This window comes from Streptomyces sp. UG1, assembly GCF_049974585.1.
Lineage (GTDB): Bacteria > Actinomycetota > Actinomycetes > Streptomycetales > Streptomycetaceae > Streptomyces.
In genome coordinates this window covers 1-3,744 of the sequence record NZ_JBNGGG010000112.1, presented here as the reverse complement: position 1 = coordinate 3,744, position 3,744 = coordinate 1, and the positions used below count along the sequence as shown (strand labels likewise).

The following is a 3,744-nucleotide window of genomic DNA, read 5'->3' as shown; positions in this document are numbered from 1 at the left end:
CAGTCCCGCTGACTACGAGGCCGCCCTGGCGGCCTGACCACCACACCGATGGTGTCCGTCAAAGCGAAACAAGCTCAGTCTGTGGGATGCGGAGACAGGGAAAATCCGTGACACGCTCGACCCCACTGGTGACGTTGGGTCGGTGGCGTTCAGCCCCGATGGCAAGACCCTCGCCGCAGGCACCTCCACCAGCGACGACTCCGACTTCGACGGCGACGGCGAATTCGACGTTGACGACGACATCGATGGCAACGGCGACGGCGAGGTCGCCGCCGTCGGGAGCGTACGTCTGTGGGGCGCGACCTGATCGTCAGGGGAAGAAGTCGGTGCCGCCGGCACCCCTTGACCAACCCGGTGGCCCGCACTGACACGTCATCACGACCCGCGAGCGATGCAACCCGGCGGCGGACCCGAGGTGCGTCTTGGAGCGGGGGATGAACACGGCCAATCGGGAATGCCTAGACAGAATGTAGGTGCTGATCGTCGGCCCGGGCCTCGCTCGCAAGTTGTCGTGGGTTGCCGGCCGGGCGCAGCCTGACCGGTAGTGCCTACATTTGCGGGAGGCCCGGTGTTTTCTGAGCGCACGAGCGTCGGGTTGGATGTGCATGCCCGCAGCGTGTTGGCATGCGCGATCGACACGGTGACCGGGGAGTTGATCCGCTGTCGGCTCACGCCGCAGCATGCTGACGTCCTCGGGTGGATCAGTTGCCTGCCTGCTCCGGCCGCAGTGGCCTACGAAGCCGGGCCGACCGGCTTCGGTCTGGCCCGGGCCCTTTCGGTAGCGAGGATACGCTGCGAGGTACTCGCGCCCTCCAGCCTGCAGCGTCCGGCCGGTGAGCGGGTGAAAACCGATGCGCGCGATGCTCTGCACCTGGCGAAGTTCGTTGGCGGTTGTAGAGGTTGGGGGATGCCGGGTCCGAAGTCGTTGACAGGAGGTTGTCCGATCGTGAACGCAGGGTGTTGCGGGGCTGAGTGCGTTGGCAAACAGCGGGTCCTCCCCGGCGTCATCGCCGGGGAGGACACACGACGGACCTTGACCCTCCGATGAAACCCAGAGGCGAGCCATCAGCGGCGACGGAACCAGCGGCGGCGCTTGGGTTGTGGCTTGGGTTGTGCCGCGCGGAATTCCTCGAGACGGGTCACGTCTGCCGGGGTGGCCACCGTGTCGAAGGCCGCTTTGGCTTCATTCGCGGTTTCGTCGGTAAGGATTAGGCGGAACAGTGCCGTGCCCGAGAGAAGAGCGGCGCCGGCCTGGCTATCGCCGTCGGCGGCGAGGCTATGGAGGGCTCGGACGACCGGCATTGGGTCCCTGAGGTCGGTCAGCCGGGCTCGTACCCGGCTGTCGACGCGCCCGTCCTGGAGAAGGAATGCCTCGCGAACTAGGTCCTCGGTGAGTGGGAAGTTGTGGTGACCCCCGACGGACGTACCGCTGCCGCGTATCTGTCGAAGTGCCGAGATCGCCCGCCATCGCACGGAACTCTCCTGGTCAAGAGCCATCACGAGTAAGGTGGCCTCGATCTCCGGGGACGCCGCGACGTGGGTGAGGCCGCGGGTAACAGCCCAGCGGACCTCTTCGTTGTCGTCGTCGACTGCAGCCAGGAAGGCCGTCGCGGGCACCTCTCGTTCAGCGGCGAGAGCAGCAAGCAACTCCATGAGGTTGACCCGCCCTTGCTCGGTCTCCTCGGCGTCGAACCTAGCGATCACCTGCCCCGGTGTGACGCCGTATTCGATGGCGACCGCCGCGATCTCGTTGGTCATCCTGCCGTTGCGGACGGTGATGACCAGCCCGTCCATGAGCGCGTCAACCGGATCGGCCGCGTGGATGTCCCGCAGCGCCATCGCCGCGTACCAGACACACGCTTGGTCGCGAAGCGCCGCGACAAGAACGGGGGCAGCGCGCTGGTCACCGAGCGCACGTAGCGCCTCCACCAAACCCTGCCGCAGCTCGTACGGATCCCTGTACCCGCGCAGCTCGAGCAACCCGGTCGGCTGGTCTCCGACGTAATCGACACGCCACGCGTCGAACTCGGCCTTGGCCGCAGTGAACCTGGCGAGGTAGTCGGCGCGGTCGTCGAGCATCTGCTGCAGCCGGGCCACGAGCGCAGGCACGGCGTCCCGTCCGAACTCCGTCAGCCGTGTGATGGCCCTGTCCCGCAGGCTCGAACCGCTACCCCAATCATCACCAGTGTGCGCGTTGGCGAGGTTCTCGATCAACTCGTTCAGCTCGGACACGGGCACCACCCTAACGACAGACACGCGGGACCGGTCCCGCAATGGCTTCAAGCTGCCGGGCGCTTTGCCCCCAGCGCCACACCGTCGTCGAGCTGCAGTCAGTGCCACGCGTAGGACGCACCGGTCGCCAGCCGACCCTCGTGTCCTGAGCCGGTAATTCGTGTGCAGTATGAGGCGAGGGTTTCGAGGATCTCGTCGGCGGTCTTGGTCCACACGAAGGGCTTGGGGTTGTTGTCCACTCGTTGATCCAGCCGCGGATGTCACGTTCGAGATCGAGGACGCTGCGGTGGGCCGAGCGATGGGCAGGCCCGAGGATTCGGACACGGGCGTGAGACTGAGTGGCTGGAAACGGCATGAGACGCCACGCGAAGTGAAAGGTCACAGCGCCGCCGTGTGACGCGAGCGGCGAGAACCTACCATCGATGTGGGATCTCAGCTCCCGTGTCGGAATCTCACGGCCGATGTCGGATCGATGTCGGATCCGACATCGAGCTGAGATTCGCAGGTGTCCGTTGACAGCGAAGTCAGTCGGACGCGAGGCGCTGGCCTGCGCGGACTAACTTCGGTGACAAGGCGCCCTCGTGGCGTTGGTCTTGCTACGAGCGCTCTGACCTGCGGCGACTGGATTGGATGTCAAGAGCGGCCGTGGACTGGGTTCGATGTCGACGGACAGCAGGTGTCCTATCGCACTGAAGCTGTCGGATTCTCACTCGTTCTGATTCGTGGTGTCGGATTCTCGCTGCGGCACCTGCTGAACGGCGGCATCCGGACGCGCCGTGTCTACGCTTGGCCTCGTGGACAACGGCGTACCGATCTGGGTCTGGCACTACTTCTCCTTGGACCACGCCCGCGCCGCGAGCTCTCTCTCCCGGAAGTGCGGCGAACTGGAAGCCCTGGCACCAAGCTCCGGTGAGGAAGACACCGCGCCCACCGGTACCAGGTCGGACCACCGCTCCTACGCGACATCTTCCGTGCTCGCGTCCGGAGCCTTCATCGAGGCATGCATCAACGAGTTCATCCTCACGGCCTCAAGAGACGACCTCGCGCACGTCGAAGGCGCCGAAGCCCGGACAGGACTGCAGATGGACGAACGGCAGCGGATCACGGCCGCTGGCGGGACCTCTCGAAGGAGTCCAGAACGCGTGAGCGATACCAGAAGGTGCTGCAGTTGCTCGGGCGGGAGCCGTTCGACCGTGGCGCCCGTCCCTTCAGCGAAGCAGCTCTGCTCATGAGGCTGCGCAACGAGCTGGTTCACTACAAACCTCAGTGGCGCCCCGAGCACAGCGACGAGCGACGAAGTAGGGACCAGCACAACTTGGTGGTTGGGCTCATGGAGCGGAAGTTCACGCCGAACCCCTTCTACGCCGACTCCATGAACCCCTACTTCCCGGAGAAGTGCCTCGGCCACGGCTGCACCAGCTGGGCATGGAACAGCGCGGGACTGCGGTAGCCGAGGCTGCTGTGCAGCCGGTGCAAGTTGTACCAGCCCTCGATCCACTCGAAGACCGCGGC

2 protein-coding genes and 1 pseudogene are annotated in these 3,744 nt (G+C 65.6%); 1 reads left to right on the top strand and 2 read right to left on the bottom strand.

The window, feature by feature from the left end; all coding sequences use genetic code 11:
* Nucleotides 1–142 precede the first annotated feature (142 nt).
* Complete coding sequence (locus tag ACP4J3_RS50475; RefSeq protein ID WP_426545003.1) at nt 143–307, top strand: hypothetical protein; 165 nt, start codon at nt 143–145, stop codon at nt 305–307.
* A 758-nt stretch (nt 308–1,065) separates the two neighbouring features.
* On the opposite strand, the gene ACP4J3_RS50470 is transcribed toward ACP4J3_RS50475, so the two are convergent.
* The gene (locus ACP4J3_RS50470; protein WP_426545001.1) at nt 1,066–2,232 is read right to left on the bottom strand and encodes a HEAT repeat domain-containing protein; all 1,167 of its coding nucleotides are present in this window, start codon (nt 2,230–2,232) and stop codon (nt 1,066–1,068) included.
* Nucleotides 2,233–2,330: 98 nt separating this feature from the next.
* Nucleotides 2,331–2,530, bottom strand: a pseudogene (locus ACP4J3_RS50465) (hypothetical protein); the annotation flags it as partial.
* Nucleotides 2,531–3,744 lie beyond the last annotated feature (1,214 nt).